This window comes from Photobacterium sp. GB-1 (genome assembly GCF_003026165.1).
Taxonomy (GTDB): Bacteria; Pseudomonadota; Gammaproteobacteria; order Enterobacterales; family Vibrionaceae; genus Photobacterium.
In genome coordinates this window covers 46304-65787 of the sequence record NZ_PYOB01000024.1, presented here as the reverse complement: position 1 = coordinate 65787, position 19484 = coordinate 46304, and the positions used below count along the sequence as shown (strand labels likewise).

Sequence of the window (19484 nt, the reverse complement as noted above, 5' to 3'; positions counted from 1 at the left end):
CCTTCTCTATAAAGAGATGAGTTATTTGTATTGGTCACTAGTATCATTGATAAATCTTTCGACTTAACTTTTCAACGAGTGCCCACACAGATTGCATGGTCAAATTGTTAAAGAACAATACTGATTTGGTTGCTAGCCAATGGCTTGCTCCGTGTCAGTGAGGTCGCATTATAGGGAGATTTTATGTCCTGACAAGCCCCTGAAATAAAAAAAATACGCGAGTGGTCAACATTCAACCAAAAAAATATTAATTCGTATAAAAAACAAAAAAGCACGTAGTGTAATACGTGCTTTTATTTATCCTACGAACCTTAAATACGTTTAATTTGGCTTATATTTGTCATCGATTACGGTTTTAGAACCGAAACTATGATCTTTTTTAACTGCTGATTTCGTTTCTTTTTTTACGTCATTGTCGATCCAATACACGCCTAAATCGCGTAGGCCACCATGCGTAAATAACATTTGTGTTTTTTTCTGCATTGGCTGTTCTGGATATTTCATCCAACGCCAGTACGCTTCGCGTGTATAGGGAGCCATTAATCCAGGTATTACTACTGTTGCATCGTGAACAACGGCTTGTATCTGACGGGAGTACCTTTCTTTATCTTGAGTTGATAGCGCATTACGAAAGTTCATAATTAACTGATCCAATTCAGGAGTACTAAAATTAGTAAAGTTATTATTTTGGACTTTCCCTGCATTAGCACTATGAAAATACTCCCAATATTGAGGTTGCGGTGCTGTTCCCATTGAATGGAAAGACACATCATGTTTTTTCTCTAACGCATACTTAAATGCAGAAGAGCCATCAATTAAATTCATTTTAATTTCTAGCCCAGCTAATTTTGCTTGTTCTTTCAAATAAGCCAAACGAGGGGTTACCACTTGGTGGCTATAGGTAAAAGCAAAACTCAACCTTTGCTTTTGGTCATTGAGACGAATGCCATCAGAGCCAATAGTTGTAAACCCAGCTTTTTCAAATTCTGCGATCGCTTTGTTTGGTTCAAAAGGTAATGGTTTTAGCTCTTGATTACTAAAGTTACCCTGCCCGACCCCTAATCCATGAGGTTTACGTACAAAATCACCACGCAATACGTTTTTATTTAATCCATCAATATCTAAAGCATATGCAATACCAGTACGAACGTGGATATTATCAAGCATGGGTTTATCGGTATTTAACCAAAAACTTCCAGCCCCAAGTTCAGGCTCGCTGTATCCCCAAAATTTATGAATATAGCCATTTTTAAAAGGCTTGGTATCTGACTTTTCATGCCATAGCTCAGGACGTCCTAAATAAAATATATCTAGGTCACCTTTTTGAAAGTGCTTAAAGGCAATATCGCTATCACGAATGACTTTGATCCTGATTTTTTCTACATTATATCGGCCTTTATAATAGCGATTACCGTATCCCCACCAGTCTTCACCAACATGCTCCATGGTAATGGATTTACCTTTTTTGATCTTACCTACATGATAAGCACCCAGTGTCGGTTCCGCTTTAAAGTTAAAACGGCGCACGAAGTTATCATCAACACCATCGTTATTTTCATCTTTGGTTGGCGTATAAAAATGTTCAGGTCGAGGCTTTAAGCGATGAATACCATATAGCAGATCGGCTTCATCCTTCTCAGTGGCGAAAACAATCTCCAACGTATGTTCATCAAGCGCAGTGATACGTTCAAAATATTCAGAATAAAATGTGTTGTACCAAGGATCGACAATATCTTTTGAACGATAAAACGTTAGCATGTAAATATAATCAGATGCTTTGAGAGGCTTTCCATCTGACCATTTGGCTGCTGGATTTAACTTTACATAAATAGTCTTTTTGTCTTCACCAAAGGCCCAATGCGTTGCAAGATCAGGAATATATTTTTGTGTGTCAGGGTGGCGCTGAAGTAATTGCGGTTGCCCATCTAATAGCCAAACACGAAACTCACCGTTACCATCAGGTCCTACGGTTCGAAATGTTTGCGGAAAACTAGAGATATGGGTGCGCAACGTCCCTCCGAATTTTGCATCAGATGACGCAAAAAGAGGCTCGTTATTATTTGTAATCCACTCAACGTTTGAAGGTAACTCCGCCCACGATAAAGTAGGTAATAAGACTGCTGTGGCAGTTAAAATCTGTCTAATCATCGTTCATCCTTGAGCATTGCTTTCAATCACACTTTATTCGACATCATAACGATTAAGCGACGTCAGCTTTTTTTTCGTTATGCCTTTTTCTTTTCCTGTATTTTGGATGGGTGATTGGAATCGCTGATAGTAACGTTTTGGTGTAATCAGCCTGAGGATTCGCATAAATATCTTTTGCTTTCCCCATTTCAACAACTTTTCCGAAATACATCACGACAAGGTTATCTGATATATGTTTAACAACGGATAAATCGTGAGAGATAAAGATCATGGCTAGATTCATCTCTTTTTGTAACTGCAACAATAAATTTAAAATCTGCGCCTGTACTGATACATCAAGAGCTGACACGGATTCATCACAAATGAGTAATTTAGGTTTGAGTGCTATCGCTCTTGCAATGCCAATGCGTTGACGCTGACCACCAGAAAATTCATGAGGATAGCGATTAACTGAAGATTCCGGTAACCCCACTTTAATCAGCAATTCTTTAACCCACTTTTTTCGCTCTTCAGGGGTGCCTATTTTATGGATAACAAAAGGCTCTTCTAAGATCATGCCAATGGTATGGCGCTGGTTTAGTGACTCCATTGGATCTTGAAAGACAATCTGCATGTCTTTTCGAAGCGGTCTCATTGCCTTAGTAGATAGATCAGTAATGTCTTTACCTTCAAAAAAAATTCGTCCTTCTGTCGGTTCAAACAACTTGAGAATAGTTCGACCTAATGTACTTTTCCCACAACCCGACTCCCCTACAAGGCCAAGTGTTTCACCCTGTGAAACTGAAAAGGAAACGCCATCTACCGCTTTTATAGTGTAGCCTTTTTTGAAAATCCCTTTACCTGAAACAAAGTGCTGCTTGAGGTTTTCAATCCTTAAAATCTCTGACATAACATCACCTTAATATTAGACTATGAACGCTGGCTTAACCCTTAAACTCTGGAAACAAGGTGATATCAATCGGTTTGATTTCTATCGGTTGTTTGGGCTCACTATCCAGACTTGGCATCAATCCCATTAAGCGTTCGGTATAAGGGTGTTGAGGGTTATCAAATAGATCAAATATCTCGGCATATTCGACAACCTTTCCCCCATACATAACAGCAACTTCATCACAAATCTCAGCCACAACACCTAAGTCATGCGTAATAAAAATCATGGCCATACCCGTTTCTTCTTGAAGTTCATTCATTAATTCAAGAATAGACGCTTGTACCGTTACATCGAGTGCGGTTGTCGGCTCATCACAAATAAGTATGTCAGGTTTACAGGCCAGCGCCATGGCTATCATGACTCGCTGGCGCATCCCTCCAGATAAATTATGTGGATACTCGTTAAAACGTTTTTCTGGATAAGGGATCTTTACCTTATTTAGCATTTCAACTGAATAGGCAGTCCGCTGCGATTTATCGAGATCAGGACGATGCAGTTCCAACACTTCATTGAGCTGTCGTCCAATGGTATGAACAGGGTTTAACGCCGTCATTGGATCTTGAAAGATGATCGAGATTTTATTGCCACGCATGGCATACATTTCTTCTGCCGGCAAAGTGACCAAATCAGTACCACGGTACAAGATCTGGCCGTTGGTTATTTGCCCATACGGTTTGGGTAATAAACCCATTATGGACATAGAAGTGACACTTTTACCGCAACCAGATTCTCCAACTAACCCTAGCGTTCGGCCTTTATAAACATCAAAATTCACGCCATGAAGAATTTTTACCACGCCATCATCTGTCGAGAACTCAGTCTCTAAATCACGTACGCTTAAAATGATCTCATCTTGCATCATTCACTCCTACGTTATGGCTTATAGCTATCATCGATAATGACTACAGGATCAAAAGATTCCCCTTTTTTCATTGCTGTTTTGGTTTCTTTTTTCACATCAGAATTAATCCAGAATGTTCCCAATGTTAGATACCCACCATTAGAGAAAACATAATCCGTATCTTTCGTCATGACTGGCGAAGGGAATTGCATCCAACGCCAATAAGCTTCACGTGTGAAAGGAGCCATGTAGCCCGGTACTATTACATAGGCATCTGAAACCATTTTCTGAATATCATGGGAAATACTTTGTTTTTTCTTAGTATCAAATTCGGCAATAAAGGCAGCGATCTTTTTATCCATTTCAGGAGAACGATAATTAGTATGGTTATTGGTTTGAGGCTTTGCGTTTACCGAGTGTAAATATTCCCAGTAAGCAGGAATTTTACCGCCCCCCATCGTCAGATAAGCCAATTCATGTTTCTTTTCTAAGATATATTTGAATGCAGATGAACCATCAATTAGATTCAGTGTTAACTCTAACCCTGCCTGTTTTGCCTGCTCTTTTAAATATGCGAGACGAGGCGTTCGTGCTGGGCGACTATAAGTAACAGCAAACGACAAACGTTGACCTTCATCATTCATACGAATGCCATCAGCACCTACTGTTGAAAAACCGGCCTTTTCAAAGTAAATAATGGCTTTTTCTGGTTCAAACGTCGGTGGAGTTCGGGTAGGACTGTCGAAACCACCATGCCCCGTACCTAGACCATGCGGCTTACGAAGGTAATCACCACGTAATACATTTTTGATCAAACCATCATAGTCGGTTGCATAGGTAATTCCCTTACGGATATTCAAATCATCCAGTAAAGGCTTCGCAGTATTCATCCACAACCCACCAGCGCCCTGAACCGCTTCGTTGTAACCCCATAACTTATGGACGTAACCATTTTGATAAGCTTTTGTATTAGACTTTTCATGCCATAATTCAGGCTGAGCAAGAATGAATGAGTCTAAATCCCCTTTTTCGAAGTGTTTTTTAGCAATATCTTGATCGCGGATCACTTTAATACGGATCTTATCGACGTTATAACGATTTTTATAATAGCGATTGTTGTATCCCCACCACTCATCACCGACATGTTTAAAGGTAATGCTTTTCCCTTTTTTAACTTTATCTACGTAATAAGGCCCTGTTGTTGGCTCTGTCTTAAAGTTGTATTTACGAACAAAGTTATCGTCCATACCATCATTATTTTCATCCTTTACTGATACAAAATAATGAGCCGGACGGGGCTGTACACCATTACTTGGAAGAGACAACATGTAAAGTAATTCATCATCACTCTTCGCTACTTTTGAGGTAATAACAATGGTGTAATCATCAATTTTTTCAACATTTTCTATATGGTTGATAAAAAAATCATTATACCAAGGGTCAATGATATCTTTCGAACGGTAGTACTTAAGCATGAAGAGGTAATCCTCTGCTGTTACTTTTTTTCCGTCACTCCAACGTGCATTAGGATCTAGTTTGAAATACACCGATTTATGATCATCACCAAATGCCCATTCAGTTGCTAATTGCGGGATCCACTCACCAGTGGTCGGGTGAAGTTGGACTAACTTTGGTGCTTCATCCATAAAATATTGGCGAAGTCCTGAGTTAGCATCAGGCCCAACACTACGTAAAGTTTGAGGGAAGCTACGCATAAACGTACGGTATGTACCGCCACGCTGAGCATCTGGAGAGGCAAATAAAGGCTCATCAAGATTAGTTACCCATGTCATATCCGACGGTAACTGAGCCGCAAATGTATTGGGACTGATTGCTGCCATTGAAAGCGCTATCAAAGTAAGCGCACTGTATTTATTATTTTTCATATAACATCCTTGTTTCGCTATGCGACTAAACGTAACGAGTAAATCGTTTTGGGTCAAAAGCGGCACGAATGGCTTCGCCAATAAAGGTAACCATCACTAACACCAACACGATTGATGTTACAACTGAGGTCACAATCCATGGAGAGTCAAGGTTAGATTTTCCTTGCTGTAGTAACTCTCCCCAGCTTGGGGTTGGGGGCATTAAACCTAACCCTAAATAATCTAATGCCGTTAACGCGGTAATGTTTGCCGCAATGGTAAACGGAGCTAATGTCACGATCATTACCATCGTATTAGGTAGTATGTGGTTAAATAAAATCCTACCCGTTGAAGCGCCTAAGGCTTTAGCTGCCATAACATATTCACGTGCAGACTCTTTATAAGTCATGGTACGCATATACCAGGTCATCCCCATCCAACCAAATAAAACGTTGATGGCAACAAACAAAGTAAAGGTTGGCTGAGTGATCGAAACTAAAATCATAATCACATAAAGGAAAGGCACCATTGACCAGATTTCAATTAAACGTTGGACGAATAAATCGAACTTTCCACCAAAAAAACCCATCGCGCATCCTACTGCAGTGCCAATCGCATAAGAAATGGCCATGGTTAATAATGCAAATCCCATAGCGATACGAAAGCCGTATACCAAACGCGCTAAGATATCTCGACCAATAATGTCAGTACCTAAATAGTGTTTATTCTCGAAGTTTGGTGGGTTTGGCGGATAGTCGCCGGAAAAGTCCTGCTCATAGGCATTCCATGGTACTAAAGGCATAATGACAAAATTGTCTCCGCCCTCTTCTTCAAACGTTTTTTGAAGTAAACGGTAATCCGCCTCACTTGCTGTACCTTGACCAAAGTCCTGACCCAGTCGTACATCGGAAAACACAGGGAAACTATAATTCCCATTGTATTTCACGATCAGCGCTTTATTGTTAATGAGTAGCTCGGCAAATAATGACAGCGTGAGTAATACTGCTAAAATAATGAATGACCAATAACCTCGTTTAATCTCTTTAAAACGTTTGATCTTCTTTTGTGTTAATGGATTAATTTTCAACATATTAGGCTCCAAACTTCACGCGAGGGTCGACCAAAGCAACACAGATATCTGACAAGATATTTCCAACCAATAACATTGCAGCATTAACAGCAACAATCCCCATAACGACGGGGTAATCACGCTCCATGATCGACTCGTAACCTAATAAACCAATACCATCAATATTGAAAATAACTTCAATTAGAAAAGATCCCGTCATAAAAAATAATAAGGAATTACCAAAGTGACTCGCAATCGGGATTAAACTGTTGCGTAAAGCATGCTTTCTTACCGCACGCTTAAAAGGTAATCCTTTCGCGATCGCTGTTCGGATATAATCTGACGACAAATTCTCCATTAGATTATTTTTCATCGTCATCGTTAACGTTGCAAAATCACCAATCAAATAACAAATTAATGGTAGAATCGCGTGCCACATGATGTCTTTAAAACGCTCGAAAAAGGTTTCATAATCTTCATAGTCATCACTAACAAAGCCCCCCATTGGTGTCCATTCCAAGTGATAACTAAATAAAGTGATGAGTAGTACACCAACAACATAACCGGGTAAGGCATAGCCGACGAAGATGAGAATAGAAGAGGAGGAATCAAACACCGAACCATGTTTCAGTGCTTTGTAGTAGCCAAGAGGAATAGAAATAAAGTAACTAATAAAGAACGTCATACCGCCATAAAATAATGAAACAGGTAATCGCTCTGCAATCATTTCAGAAACTGGTTCGTAATAACGGGTAGACTCACCTAAGTCTAACTGCACGAGGCGAAACAACCATTCTGAATACGCTTCCATCACGGGTTTATCTAGCCCATAAAACGCATTAAGTTCAGCCATTTGCTCTTCCGATAAAGCAGAATTTCCGCCAGCAGAAGACATAGCTGCACCACCATCACCTTGTGCTTGCATATTTGCCAACATACGCTCGACAGGACCTCCTGGCACAAAGCGAGTAATAGCAAAAATTAAAACCGTAATACCAAGAAAAGTAGGGATCACAAGCGCCATTCGGCGTAAAAAATACGAAAACATGTCTTAACTGACTCCCTGTTAATTCATGCTGGTGATGATATACCAGCGATAATAATTTACATTTTAGTAACTTCACATTTAATGCACTGGTTCATCCTGAACAAGCAACATCACTCACCAACAGCATGTCTTACTATAAATATCCAACATAAATACAATGAATTACGAATAGCTTCAACCCAACGCTATAATCTTGTGCCATAAATGCCCCGAAAAGCACAAAACACAAAATGGAAACAAAAAAACAACATTTATCTGCTATTTAATCCATTTACATTCAGGATTAGGCACTTCTCCCCTTGTGAATATTACAAAAATATTGCATTTTTATGCATTTATTCTTATTCCTTAATCGGTCACATAGAGCATTAACCTAAAGAGCGGTCTAACCACAGCCCTATTATTCCGGCAACAACAGATCCTCTCGCTAAGAATCAACTAACTAACAAATGCATAAATAATCATTTGGCCAATATTGGTAACTTGTGCTACCTAAAAAATAAAAAGCAGTTCATTTAACTGGCTTTACTTGATATAGAAGGATATTGAGTCAATATTAAAATAACCACAATCAGGCAAATAAAATAGCACTAAAAGCCAGATACTGATCTAATAATTAGAATTAAACACCAAATAAAATAAAAAATATGGATTTTATACCATTTTTGGGTTTGGTGAATAATTCATCCTACTGGTTTGACTTCATATTTTCGCTTCGGTTATACCATTAATAACGTTAACAACCAGTTAACAGAAAAATAATTTATACCTAGGAAGATAATGGAGCGCATGGATGTATAAAAAAAATACAGCGTTGTCGGTTGCCGTCAGCCTAGCGCTAGGCTCATTGAGCGTAGCCCCTATGGTCGCCTATGCCGAAGAAGAAGTTGAAAAGCTTCAAAAAATGAAAGTAACGGGTTCACGTATTTCTCGTGTTGATATGGAAGAAGCGGAACCGGTTCAAGTACTTTCCTCTGATTATATTGAAAATACGGGATTAGTTTCACTTGGCGATGTCTTAAACCAAATACCAGGAGTTGGTGGCACAGTTCAGAGCTCTTCTGTCAACAATGGTAGTAATGGTGCAGCAACAGTTAACCTAAGAGGACTAGAAGCTAAACGTACTTTAGTTCTTGTTAACGGTCGTCGTATGGTAAATGGTGGTACAGGTGCAAATGCTTCTGTTGACCTTAATATGATCCCAACCGCGATGGTTGAACGTATCGAAGTGCTAAAAAATGGTGCATCGTCTGTTTACGGTTCTGATGCTGTTGCTGGTGTTGTTAACATTATCACTAAGCAAGACTACGAAGGCTTTGAAGTTAATGTAAAGCAAGGGGCAACCTCAAAAGGTGATGGTCAAGTCACTGATGTTAGTTTACTTGCAGGTTCTTCAAGTGATCGCGGTAATATCACTTTCTCTGCTGGCTACTCTGAAGAAAAGAAAATCATGGCGGGTGACCGAGGGTTTTCTAATACAGACATCATGCATGACGGTCTAGGTGGTACATACGTAGGTGGTAGTTCTGCTACACCATGGGGTTACTACGATGGAAAAACATTTGGTCCAGAAGGTGGCAGTTCGCTGCGTGATTTTTCTGCACCCGATGATTTATACAACTACGCGCCAGATAACTACTTAAAACGCCCATCGGAACGTATGTACCTAGCAACACAAGGAAATTACTTGGTTGCTGAAAATGACATTTTAGGTCCAGTGACGGCAAGTTTTGAAGCGCTTTATTCAAATTCAAAGTCAAACTACCTTCTTGCTGCTGAACCTATTTTTGGTGCATTCCAAGGGTATGGCCCAATCTCTGCTGACAATGAGTTTAATCCAACAGGTGCTGATATTACTGACTGGCGTCGACGTATGGTTGAAACCGGTGGTCGAAATCGCTCATTTGAATCAGATACAGCGCGCTTTGTCTTCGCTTTAGACGGTGAATTTTCTAACGGTTGGATGTGGGATACTAGCTTTAACTGGGGTAAAACCAAAACTAACCAGCTTGAAAGCAACGTATTCATGAAAGATCGCGTTTCTAACGCTGTCGGCGCATCAGCAAACGGTCAATGTTTAGATAGCGATGGCACTGTTATTGCCGGCTGTGTACCGATGAATGTATTCGGTGAAGTTAGCCAAGCCGCTTTAGACTATGCGACATTCACTCGCCAAGATTCAGGGTATAACCAGCAACAAATTTTCGACTTTAATGTTACTGGCGATCTTTTTGAACACGAAATGGGTACCGTCGCCTTTGCGGCAGGTTATCAAACGCGTACTGAAAAAGGTGGCTCTCAACCAGATGCATTGGTCGTGCTTGGTAATGCTAGTGGTAACGCAGAATCGCCAACTGAAGGTTCATACAGTGTCGACTCTTTCTACGGTGAATTACTGATCCCTATCCTTTCAGATGTCACATTAGCTGATTACCTTGAAGCAAAAGTCTCGGCTCGACATGATAAGTACTCATCGTTTGGTGGGGAAACGACGATGGGCTATAGCTTCTTGTATCAGCCAGTTGAAGATGTCCTGTTCCGAGGCACGTACAGTGAAGTATTTAAAGCACCGTCAATCGCTGAACTTTATGGTGGTTCAGCAGAAAGTGCGGATGTCTTAACGGATCCTACCGGTCAAGACTCAAGTGGACGATCTCAGTTCCCTGTATTCTATGGTTCTAATGAAGAGCTTAAACCAGAAGAGGGCCACACAGCTTCTCTTGGTTTAGTGTATTCACCATCATTTGTTGATGGACTATCAACCACTGTCGACTACTGGCAAATTGAGTTAGAAAACTTAATCGATAATATCGATCCTCAATTAATGCTTGATGAGTGTGCAACGTCAGGAAAGTACTGTGACAAGATCACTCGTTTTGCTAATGGTGATATTAAAGCTATCGATGCGCGTTTAACTAACGTCGGTAATTTGAAAACTGACGGTCTAGATGTAAATGTCCGTTACGCCTATGACTTTGACCCTATGGTACTGAGTCTAAACTGGGAAAATACATACGTTTTAAACTACGAACTGACTCAGTCTGATGGCACAGTTGAAGATTACAACGGTAAATTCATCAGTGATTCGATAGGTCTATTCTCAAAATTCCGTTCAACACTAAATGTTGGTCTAGCACAAGATGCATGGCGTGCTAACTGGACGACGCGTCTGATTGATGGTGTTGATTACGAACTACCAGGTACTGATAAAGAAACATATGACTTTAGCGTTCCAACCGTTGTTTACCACGATATAAGCGCTGCATATGCCTTTGATAATGGTATTACGCTATCTGGTGGTGTGAATAACTTATTTGATAAAGAGCCACCACTCATTCTAGATACCATCTCTGCTAACACAGATACAACAACCTATGATGTTGGCGGTCGATACTTCTACGCTAACCTAAACTTCAAATTTTAAAGTAACTAACTGATTAAGTTACTAATAAATTATAAATTTCCGGCACGATATATCGTGCCGGCCTTCCCCCTGACTGACAAGCCACACAAACAAGGATGTATCAATGAAATTAAAAACATTCGGTGTGAATGCCATCACCGCAGCCTTGCTCACTTTTAGTGGTGCAACTTTGGCATCAAATGCAGATGCTGTTATTTCAGCTCAAGCGAAAGCCGATAAATCAGCCCAAGTCTCGCAAAATAAAATCGATAAATATGCTGATAGTGCAGATGCGATGTTAGCCGAATACAAAGGCCTGCTTCGTCAAATTGACAGTATGACGGTCTATAACAAGCAAATTGAACGCATGGTGCTATCTCAACAAGAAGAGCTTAATTCACTCAACAATCAAATTGCTCAGATAGATCAAACAGCAACAGAGGTTGTGCCGTTGACACTAAAAATGGTGACGGCTCTCGATGAATTTATCGCTCTAGACCTTCCATTCCAGCAAGAAAACCGTGAAAAACGCATTAATGAATTGAAGCGAATGATGGACCGCGCAGATGTCACTACATCTGAAAAGTTCCGTAAAGTGATGGAAGCATACCAAATTGAAGAAGGCTTCTCGCGCTCGATTGAGTCTTACAAAGCAAGCTTAGATCGCGATGGTGAAACCGTTACTTATGACTTTTTACGCATCGGTCGTACCGCCCTTCTTTATCAATCACCAGATGGTGGAGAAACAGGGATGTGGAATCAACAATCGGGCAAATGGGAAACTCTGCCAGAGAGTTACCGCATTGCTGTTCAACAAGGTATTCGAATTGCTAAGAAACAAGCACCACCAGCACTGATTAAGCTACCTGTATTCACTGGGGAGGATAAATAATGAAAGGATTCAAATCATTAGCAGCAGTTTTACTCGCCAGCCTTTTTATGGTCTCAAGCGCACAAGCTGAAGCACCTAAAAATCTTAATGAGCTTCTAAAAAGTGTTAAGTCTGAAAGTATTGTTGAGTCAAAAGAAAACAAAGCCCGTGAAGCTGAGTTTCTTTCAGATAAAAATAAACAGGCCGCATTATTACAACAAGCAAAAGCAAAATTACAAGCAGCAACCGAGCAAGGTGATCAATTAAAAGCCACTTTTGATGACAACGACAAACAATTAACAGAGTTAACAGAAACCCTGCGCGTGCGCTCTGGTACTTTAGGTGAAATGTTTGGTGTTGTTCGCCAATATGCGGGTGAATTTAAAGGACTCTTTCACGCGTCACAAAATGCAGTTCAGTTTCCTGAGCGCGATGCTTTACTGACAAAATTAGCTGAGAGTAAAGAGCTACCTTCAACTGAAGAGCTAGAGTCTTTTTGGCACACTATTTTACAGCAAATCATTGTATCAGGCGAAACGTCTACGACACCGGCAACCGTAGTGTATGGCGAAGGTAAAGAAGCAACGACTGACGTAACACTGCTTGGTGAGTTCAATGCTATTGCTGACGGTAAGTATGTTACATACGTACCTGAAACACAGAAATTTGAAGAGCTATCGCGCCAACCTGCTAACAATATTACGACATTAGTATCAGGTTTCGAGGCCAATAAAGACACTTACCAACCACTTTTCATTGACCCATCTCGTGGTGTCATTCTTTCACTACTGGTACAAAGCCCAACTGTTAAAGAACGAGTAGAGCAAGGTGGAATTGTTGGTTATGTCATCCTTGGTATGGGTGCGATTGGTGCATTAATTGCGCTAGTTTGTTACCTACGACTACTGATTATTGGCAACAAAATGCGTAAACAAGAAAAATCAGACACGCCGCTGAAAAATAACCCATTAGGTGAGGTGATTGAAGCCTACCAAGATCACAAAGGTGACAACCTTGAAGATCTTGAAGCCAAGTTGGATGAAATCATTCTACGAAACGCACCTCGTATCGAACGCTTTGTTGGCTCAATTAAATTGTTCGCCTCTGTCGCCCCACTACTTGGCCTACTGGGTACCGTAATGGGTATGATTGGTACTTTCCAAGCTATCACGCTATTTGGTACAGGCGATCCAAAACTGATGGCTGGCGGTATTTCTGAAGCCCTAGTAACCACAATGTTAGGTCTGGTTGTCGCAATCCCACTCCTGTTCCTATACACCTTGGTACACAGTAAGAGCCGTCGCTTGATCCAAACACTTGAAGAGCAGAGTGCAGGCTTTATCGCTCGTTACCAGGAAAAGCTACACAAAGCCCAAGATTAAGGAGGCGTTATGTGGTGGTTAATTGAAGAACTGGAGTCAATAAGACGCTTTCTAGGTATGGGTGGTGATGTCCTCATCGCCATCTTTATACTCAGTTTTATGCTTTGGATTGTTCTCCTTGAACGTTGGTTTTACTTCATCGCTGTTGCACCCAAAGCCGCGAAAAGTGCACTTAACAATTGGATGACAAGAAAAGATCACAACAGTTGGAATGCAAAAGCTATTCGTCAAGAAATTATATCGAAACAAGATATTGAAAATAAACGTGGCTTACCCGTTATCAAAGTATTGATAGCACTCTGCCCACTACTCGGTTTACTCGGGACGGTAGTTGGTATGATCCAAGTTTTTGATATTTTGGCCGTCGTTGGAACCGGGAGTCCTCGTGCTATGGCATCGGGTATTTCAAAAGCAACAATCCCAACACTTGCTGGCATGGTGGCATCGTTATCTGGACTATTTTTTAGTACCCGCCTTGATCATCAAGCAAAAATGACGACACAGAAGCTAGAAGACCAACTTAAGCATATTGCCTAAATTCAAAGGATTGAGAGGTATAGGTCATGAAAAGACGCTATAGCAGTGATAGCAGCGATGAAGCAGCTATCGATATGACACCCATGCTCGACATCGTATTTATCATGTTGATTTTCTTTATCGTTACAACATCGTTTGTAAAAGAAGCGGGTATCGAAGTCAGTCGACCAAGTGCAAATTCCGCGCAAGTGGTTAAGAAAGGTAACATCATGGTTGCCGTTGGTGCCGCAGGTGATGTTTGGGTCGATAAACGCCGTATTGAAGTTGATGCAGTGCGAGCCAATATTGAACGTCTACGTGCTGAAAGCCCTGATGGAGCGGTAGTCATTCAAGCCGATCAAGAAGCCAATGCTGGCGTGGTTGTAAAAGTCATGGATCAAATAAAAATGGCAGGTGTTGAAAATATCTCCATTGCCGCAACGAATAAGGATTAAGCCTATGCGGTATTTGGTCTCTATTGCACTGGCGCTCGTTGTCTCCCTCGGGTTGTTCTGGGGGATGGACAAGCTAGTAAATAAAGAGCGCCACGAGCTGACGTCGGATGAAGATCTTCGTATGGTTGACTTCATCCACGTTAAACAAAATGAAAAAATACAGGAGAAGAAACGCGAATTGCCAAAACCTCCGCCACCACCAAAACGCCCGCCACCGCCACCAGAAATGAAGGTAACGGCAACGGTAAAACCGGTGATGGAACAAATGCCAATGGACACGCCGCAGTTAAATTTACCCGTTAATGTAACTGGTGGTTCCGTGCTAGGGCATTACTCTCAAGGCGGTGGTGCACAAGCGGTTGGTGGTAACAATGGTCCAATTCCACTAGCAACATTTCAGCCTCAAATGCCTCGAAAGGCTGCACGTTCAGGGCTTGAAAAAGGGGTCGTGTTACTCGAGTTTGTGGTTAATGAGCGCGGCGCGGTTGAAAACGTAAAAGTTCTCAAAGAAACACCTCGTAAGCTTGGCTTAGGCAAAGCTGCGAAAAAAACTGTTTCTAAATGGACCTTTAAGCCCAAAATGGTTGATGGTAAACCAGCGAGTGCGAAGATGTCTCAAGAGATCGAGTTCTCAACCAATTAAGGAGTCAAACATGATGAAATCAATAAAACACATGCTGGCTTCTCTCACGCTTGCTGCGGGTGTGCTCTCTGCACCCGCAGTAGCCAATGAGAACCCGCAACTTTCAGATCGTACTTTTCGTACTGTGAACAAAGTTCAAGAACTCATTGCAGAGGAAAAGTACAACGAGGCCATTAGCAAACTAAATAAATCGTTAAGTAGTTCAAATAAGAAGAAGTATGACCGTGCCGTGTTATTGCAACAAATGGGGTTTCTTTACTCTTTAAAAGATAATTACCCGAAGGCTGCCAAATATTTTGCTGACGCATTGAAAATGGATGCGCTACCAGTACCGGTGGCACAACAAGTTCGTTATAGCTTGGCACAGTTATATTTAGCAGAAGAGCAATACAAAAACTCGGTCAACACCATGAATACATGGTTTAAAGTTGCTAAAACGACCAAAGAAAAACCACCCGCGCATGCTTACATCACACTGGCAAGTGCTTATGTTCAAATGGGAAATTATAGAAACGCAATTGCACCTACAAAAAAAGCGATCTCAATGACGAAATCGCCGAATGAATCGTGGTACTTATTGCTAGTTTCATCCCATTACGAATTAAAGCAATACAAAAGTGTTGCGAGTGTCCTGAAAACCTTAACGAATAAGTATCCAAAGAAAAAACGTTATTGGATGCAACTATCTGGGGTTTATATGGAGCTCAACCAGAATAAAAATGCGCTAGCGACTCTTGAAGCTGCTTACAAATTAGGTTTGTTAGAGGGAGAAAAAGAACACCTTCGCTTAGTGAACTTTATGGCATACCAAGGTATTCCCCACAGAGCAGCGAAGATAATGGCGCAAGAAATGGCAAATAATAACATTGCTCGTACTCATGCAAATATTGAGAAGCAAGCCAGTTTTTATCATCAGGCAAAAGAGCTAGATGAAGCCATCAGTACCTATAAGCAAGCTTTTAAAATTGCTCCTTCAGGTAAACAACAAATCCGTATCGTTAAATTAATGATACAGGATAAGCAATTTAAGCAAGCAACTGCTTTTGCTAACAGTTCATCCAACGCTAAACGCGATGAAAAGGCTGAACTCGCTTACCTTAGGGGCATGGCTTACTTTGAATTAGATCAGCATCAAAATGCTTTAAAGGCGATGAAAACAGCTGCGCAGTCATCTTCGATGAAAAGCAGTGCTGAGCCATGGATTGCATTTTTAGAAGACCAAAGCTAAAGGTACCATCACCTTTCACTGTCGTGATCTTGTGTGAGTCAGTCACACTGTTTGGGGAAGTATTTATTACTTCCCCTTTTTTATCTCGTTAAGCACCGCATTTTGTGTGTCTGATAATGTTTGTTTCAACGTCTCAGCATTTTCTTGCTCAATGACAGCAACGACATTTACTTGCTGATCTGCAATTTGATGAAATTGAGAGAGATACCAATCACCACTCTCATCTGGTTCATTCGCATTAGTACTAAACGAGCTCACAACACTTATTGAAATTACAGCCGTTTTTATAGCATTAATAAGTACACGCCACATCATGAATAAATCCCCCTAAGAGCATTACTAATCAATTCATTCTGTAATCTGCAGAAATTGTACCAATCTTAAAAATGTTATTATTTCTAATGTTTTTGACAAAAAACGGGCTCAGTTAGTCTAACTCACTAAGCTAAATCGTTAACTTTTCGTTAAAACGACCAGTTATAGAGACAAAAAAAGGCCGTTTAATAACGACCTTTATATAAGCACTCATTTCTATTGAATTGCTAACCACTCTGGTACATCAGCAATACTGTCTAACACCACGTTTGCTAACGCTTCACCTTCATCCGTGATCGGCTTACCTGTACGTACGAGCACTTTTAAAGCAACATCAGCAGCTGTGGCTGCTTTCATGTCGTCCGCTTTATCACCAATCATCACAGATTGCGACATATCGATTTTCAAGAAATCGCGAGCTGAAATAAACATACCTGGTTTGGGTTTACGGCAATCACAATCTTGCAAGTAATCACCCTGCCCTTTTGTTGCATGGTGCGGGCAGTAGTAAATACCATCAAACTCAACGCCATTATCTACAAAGTTCCAGTCCATCCACTCGGTTAATGAAGTAAATTCATCTTCACTAAACATACCGCGAGCGATACCTGATTGGTTAGTCACCAGTACGAGTAAATAACCCATTTCTTTGAATTTTTTACATGCTTCAAATACACCTTCAATGTATTCGAAATCATCAACGGTATGGACATAGCCGTGATCAACATTAATCACGCCATCACGGTCAATAAAGACTGCTGGTTTGGCCAAAAGGATAGCCCTCTTAAATCATAAATTTTTTAGATTATGGCACGAGTTAATAATGAAGAGTACTCGTTATTGATTAACGCTCACAACATAGCCGTTTGGACGTCTAGATGTAAAAATAGCTATTGACAGCTTTTATAATAGAACATAGCATCACAATTTCAGGTTAGTTACTTATTTAACCCTAATAAAACAAATAACCATAAATTTATACAATAGTTTTTCAAGATCATACAATAGTTTTATCTAGGAGCAGGACGTTCAATGATAGAAATAAAGCAACTCAATAAAGTCTTCTATCAAGGCGATAAGGCTATAAACGCATTAAGCGATATAAACCTTACAATTAAGCAAGGTACTATCTTTGGGGTTATTGGCTCATCTGGTGCAGGGAAAAGTACCCTCATTCGTTGTGTTAATTTGTTAGAGCGCCCTTCTAATGGTCAAGTGATTGTCGATGGTATCGATCTTACTACTCTATCGAACCAAAAACTCACTTTGGCTCGTCGTAAAATAGGCATGATTTTCCAACATTTTAATCTCCTTTCATCTCGCACAGTTTTTGATAATGTTGCTTTGCCTCTTGAATTAGCCAATACCAATAAAGCGATAATAAAAACAAAAGTGACAGAGTTACTGACTTTAGTCGGTCTTGAAGATAAACACCAAAGCTACCCAGCAAATTTAAGTGGTGGACAAAAGCAACGTGTCGCGATTGCTCGTGCGTTAGCCTCTGATCCCAAAGTGTTACTCTGTGATGAAGCCACCAGTGCATTAGATCCTGCCACCACGCATTCGATTCTGGAGCTACTGCAAGAAATTAACCGAAAGCTAAACCTAACTATTTTGCTTATTACCCATGAAATGGATGTCGTGAAACGTATCTGTAGTGAGGTCGCAATTATTGGTGACGGTAAATTAGTTGAACAGGGATCAGTCGGTGATATTTTCTCACACCCCAACACCGAATTAGCCAAAGACTTTATTCGTTCAACATTGGATTTGTCGATTCCAGCTGATTACCAAGCTCGTATGACGCCAACACAAGTTGAAAACTCATACCCTCTTATTCGTTTAGAGTTCACCGGTGCTTCTGTTGATGCGCCACTGATAAGCCAAGTAACACGTAAGTTTGGTTTAGATATCAGTATTCTCAGCTCGGATATGGATTATGCGGGAGGAGTAAAATTTGGACTGATGTTAGCAGAGTTTTTTGGTGATCAAGACTCTGTTGAGAATGCGGTCAATTTTCTACGTCAAAATAAAGTAAATGTTGAGGTGCTTGGCTATGTCGCTTAATGATTTAACCCTGTGGTGGCAACAAAATACCCGCCTGATTGATTTACTGATTGAAGCATTAGGACAAACATTAACCATGGTGTTTGTATCAGGGCTAATTGGTTTTGTTATTGGTATTCCTTTGGGTGTCACCCTTCACTTAACGAAGAAAAATGGCTTATTAGAAAATACCGTTGTTAATAACATCCTTGGCATTATCGTTAATATTGGCCGCTCTATTCCTTTTATTATTCTGCTGGTTGCGATCATTCCATTTACCCGCTTTGTCGTAGGTAGCTCAATTGGTACTGCTGCGGCGATAGTTCCTCTTGCTGTAGGAGCAATTCCTTTTATTGCTCGTTTAGTTGAAGGGGCATTGTTAGAAATTCCATCAGGCCTTGTGGAAGCAGCACAATCTATGGGAGCAACACCACTACAGATCATTAAGAAAGTGCTATTACCAGAAGCATTACCAGGCATCATCAATGCGGTAACGATCACCCTTGTTACCTTAGTCAGTTATTCCGCGATGGCGGGTACGGTTGGCGGTGGCGGTTTAGGTGATGTCGGTATTCGTTATGGCTACCAACGTTTCGATGGCACCGTTATGGCTATCACAGTCGTCGTTCTAATAGTACTGGTCCAAATTATTCAATCTGTCGGTGATTACCTCGTAAAACGTGTTGATCATCGATAATCAAAACACTTTAAGGAAAACCCCAT

Annotated in this window: 17 protein-coding genes; 9 read left to right on the top strand and 8 right to left on the bottom strand. The window is 40.6% G+C overall.

Annotation, left to right across the window (positions count from 1 at the left end; translation table 11 throughout):
* Positions 1-321: 321 nt before the first annotated feature.
* The 6 genes from C9J45_RS18030 to C9J45_RS18005 are packed head-to-tail and all read right to left on the bottom strand — an operon-like array spanning position 322 to position 7902.
* Entirely contained in the window at positions 322-2148 is a 1827-nt protein-coding gene (locus tag C9J45_RS18030; protein ID WP_107292835.1) for an extracellular solute-binding protein, read from the bottom strand.
* A 52-nt stretch (positions 2149-2200) separates the two neighbouring features.
* Entirely contained in the window at positions 2201-3037 is an 837-nt protein-coding gene (locus tag C9J45_RS18025) for an ABC transporter ATP-binding protein (RefSeq protein WP_107207690.1), read from the bottom strand.
* Between the two features lie 34 nt (positions 3038-3071).
* Positions 3072-3938, bottom strand: coding sequence for an ABC transporter ATP-binding protein (locus tag C9J45_RS18020; RefSeq protein ID WP_107207691.1), 867 nt, complete (start codon positions 3936-3938; stop codon positions 3072-3074).
* Between the two features lie 14 nt (positions 3939-3952).
* Entirely contained in the window at positions 3953-5806 is a 1854-nt protein-coding gene (locus tag C9J45_RS18015) for an extracellular solute-binding protein (RefSeq protein ID WP_107292834.1), read from the bottom strand.
* A gap of 25 nt (positions 5807-5831) precedes the next feature.
* Complete coding sequence (locus C9J45_RS18010; RefSeq protein ID WP_107207693.1) at positions 5832-6875, bottom strand: ABC transporter permease; 1044 nt, start codon at positions 6873-6875, stop codon at positions 5832-5834.
* A gap of 1 nt (position 6876) precedes the next feature.
* A complete protein-coding gene (locus C9J45_RS18005; protein WP_107207694.1) occupies positions 6877-7902 on the bottom strand; it encodes an ABC transporter permease subunit in 1026 nt (341 codons plus the stop codon).
* 793 nt (positions 7903-8695) lie between these two features.
* Between C9J45_RS18005 and C9J45_RS18000 the strand changes: the two genes are divergently transcribed.
* The 7 genes from C9J45_RS18000 (at position 8696) to C9J45_RS17970 (ending at position 16400) form a co-directional block, all read left to right on the top strand.
* Positions 8696-11326, top strand: coding sequence for a TonB-dependent receptor (locus tag C9J45_RS18000; protein WP_107207695.1), 2631 nt, complete (start codon positions 8696-8698; stop codon positions 11324-11326).
* Positions 11327-11429: 103 nt separating this feature from the next.
* Positions 11430-12197 (top strand): DUF3450 domain-containing protein, encoded by a 768-nt coding sequence (locus tag C9J45_RS17995; protein WP_107207696.1) that lies wholly within the window; start codon positions 11430-11432, stop codon positions 12195-12197.
* Complete coding sequence (locus tag C9J45_RS17990; protein WP_107207697.1) at positions 12197-13558, top strand: MotA/TolQ/ExbB proton channel family protein; 1362 nt, start codon at positions 12197-12199, stop codon at positions 13556-13558. Before C9J45_RS17995 ends, C9J45_RS17990 begins: the two co-directional genes overlap by 1 nt.
* A gap of 9 nt (positions 13559-13567) precedes the next feature.
* Complete coding sequence (locus C9J45_RS17985) at positions 13568-14095, top strand: MotA/TolQ/ExbB proton channel family protein (RefSeq protein ID WP_107207698.1); 528 nt, start codon at positions 13568-13570, stop codon at positions 14093-14095.
* Positions 14096-14121: 26 nt separating this feature from the next.
* The gene (locus C9J45_RS17980) at positions 14122-14529 is read left to right on the top strand and encodes a biopolymer transporter ExbD (protein WP_107207699.1); all 408 of its coding nucleotides are present in this window, start codon (positions 14122-14124) and stop codon (positions 14527-14529) included.
* Positions 14530-14533: 4 nt separating this feature from the next.
* Entirely contained in the window at positions 14534-15172 is a 639-nt protein-coding gene (locus C9J45_RS17975) for an energy transducer TonB (protein WP_107207700.1), read from the top strand.
* A gap of 13 nt (positions 15173-15185) precedes the next feature.
* Entirely contained in the window at positions 15186-16400 is a 1215-nt protein-coding gene (locus C9J45_RS17970) for a lipopolysaccharide assembly protein LapB (RefSeq protein ID WP_107207759.1), read from the top strand.
* A 66-nt stretch (positions 16401-16466) separates the two neighbouring features.
* On the opposite strand, the gene C9J45_RS17965 is transcribed toward C9J45_RS17970, so the two are convergent.
* The gene (locus C9J45_RS17965; protein ID WP_107261070.1) at positions 16467-16715 is read right to left on the bottom strand and encodes a hypothetical protein; all 249 of its coding nucleotides are present in this window, start codon (positions 16713-16715) and stop codon (positions 16467-16469) included.
* A 216-nt stretch (positions 16716-16931) separates the two neighbouring features.
* The gene (gmhB, locus tag C9J45_RS17960; RefSeq protein WP_107292833.1) at positions 16932-17486 is read right to left on the bottom strand and encodes a D-glycero-beta-D-manno-heptose 1,7-bisphosphate 7-phosphatase; all 555 of its coding nucleotides are present in this window, start codon (positions 17484-17486) and stop codon (positions 16932-16934) included.
* Positions 17487-17747: 261 nt separating this feature from the next.
* Here gmhB and metN point away from each other — a divergent pair, with 261 nt between their 5' ends.
* Positions 17748-18782, top strand: coding sequence for a methionine ABC transporter ATP-binding protein MetN (gene metN / locus C9J45_RS17955; protein ID WP_107292832.1), 1035 nt, complete (start codon positions 17748-17750; stop codon positions 18780-18782).
* Complete coding sequence (locus C9J45_RS17950) at positions 18772-19458, top strand: methionine ABC transporter permease (RefSeq protein WP_107207704.1); 687 nt, start codon at positions 18772-18774, stop codon at positions 19456-19458. Before metN ends, C9J45_RS17950 begins: the two co-directional genes overlap by 11 nt.
* The last annotated feature ends 26 nt before the right edge of the window (positions 19459-19484 follow it).

Bases quoted from the DNA above. Each gene is read 5' to 3' on its own strand.
- C9J45_RS18030 (WP_107292835.1), bottom strand. From the start codon at position 2,148: ATGATTAGACAGATTTTAACTGCCACAGCAGTCTTATTACCTACTTTA.
- C9J45_RS18025 (WP_107207690.1), bottom strand. From the start codon at position 3,037: ATGTCAGAGATTTTAAGGATTGAAAACCTCAAGCAGCACTTTGTTTCA.
- C9J45_RS18020 (WP_107207691.1), bottom strand. From the start codon at position 3,938: ATGCAAGATGAGATCATTTTAAGCGTACGTGATTTAGAGACTGAGTTC.
- C9J45_RS18015 (WP_107292834.1), bottom strand. From the start codon at position 5,806: ATGAAAAATAATAAATACAGTGCGCTTACTTTGATAGCGCTTTCAATG.
- C9J45_RS18010 (WP_107207693.1), bottom strand. From the start codon at position 6,875: ATGTTGAAAATTAATCCATTAACACAAAAGAAGATCAAACGTTTTAAA.
- C9J45_RS18005 (WP_107207694.1), bottom strand. From the start codon at position 7,902: ATGTTTTCGTATTTTTTACGCCGAATGGCGCTTGTGATCCCTACTTTT.
- C9J45_RS18000 (WP_107207695.1), top strand. From the start codon at position 8,696: ATGTATAAAAAAAATACAGCGTTGTCGGTTGCCGTCAGCCTAGCGCTA.
- C9J45_RS17995 (WP_107207696.1), top strand. From the start codon at position 11,430: ATGAAATTAAAAACATTCGGTGTGAATGCCATCACCGCAGCCTTGCTC.
- C9J45_RS17990 (WP_107207697.1), top strand. From the start codon at position 12,197: ATGAAAGGATTCAAATCATTAGCAGCAGTTTTACTCGCCAGCCTTTTT.
- C9J45_RS17985 (WP_107207698.1), top strand. From the start codon at position 13,568: ATGTGGTGGTTAATTGAAGAACTGGAGTCAATAAGACGCTTTCTAGGT.
- C9J45_RS17980 (WP_107207699.1), top strand. From the start codon at position 14,122: ATGAAAAGACGCTATAGCAGTGATAGCAGCGATGAAGCAGCTATCGAT.
- C9J45_RS17975 (WP_107207700.1), top strand. From the start codon at position 14,534: ATGCGGTATTTGGTCTCTATTGCACTGGCGCTCGTTGTCTCCCTCGGG.
- C9J45_RS17970 (WP_107207759.1), top strand. From the start codon at position 15,186: ATGAAATCAATAAAACACATGCTGGCTTCTCTCACGCTTGCTGCGGGT.
- C9J45_RS17965 (WP_107261070.1), bottom strand. From the start codon at position 16,715: ATGATGTGGCGTGTACTTATTAATGCTATAAAAACGGCTGTAATTTCA.
- metN (WP_107292832.1), top strand. From the start codon at position 17,748: ATGATAGAAATAAAGCAACTCAATAAAGTCTTCTATCAAGGCGATAAG.
- C9J45_RS17950 (WP_107207704.1), top strand. From the start codon at position 18,772: ATGTCGCTTAATGATTTAACCCTGTGGTGGCAACAAAATACCCGCCTG.